This window comes from Apilactobacillus ozensis DSM 23829 = JCM 17196, from assembly GCF_001435995.1.
GTDB classification, from domain to species: Bacteria; Bacillota; Bacilli; order Lactobacillales; family Lactobacillaceae; genus Apilactobacillus; species Apilactobacillus ozensis.
On record NZ_AYYQ01000032.1, the window covers coordinates 1 to 392 of the forward strand.

At 29.6% G+C, this 392-nt stretch carries 1 protein-coding gene; it reads right to left on the reverse strand.

All coding sequences use genetic code 11. The features are described 5' to 3' along the window. The coding region (locus tag FD06_RS05035; RefSeq protein ID WP_056966499.1) for an IS3 family transposase at positions 1-334 on the reverse strand (334 nt) is incomplete at its 3' end. Positions 335-392: the final 58 nt, after the last annotated feature.

Consider the following 392-nt stretch of genomic DNA (forward strand, 5'->3'; position numbering starts at 1 on the left):
TAGGTAAAAGTCCAGTGATTCCTAATTCATTAAATGTTCTTGCCCAGGAATGAACTTGTGAAGGGTTTAAATTAAATTTAGCAGCTACTGAATTTATACCTAGGTTATGAGTTAGGTAGTATTTTATTACGTTAAGCTTAAATTCAATACTATAGTTGCGTTTCACATGTTGAATTTTTAAGGCCATAAGGCCTTGCTCTCTAGCTAGATAAGTCCATCTTCTAATAATTGATTCATTAATATTGTGCTTTTTAGATAATCCATTGACTGAATCTTTATGATCTAAAATGTTCTTTGTAATGTTAATTTTTAATTCAGTTGAATATTTTGTCATATAAAAAACCGCCTTACAAAAGTTAGTTTTAATGTCCAACTTTTGTAAGGCGGTTCAA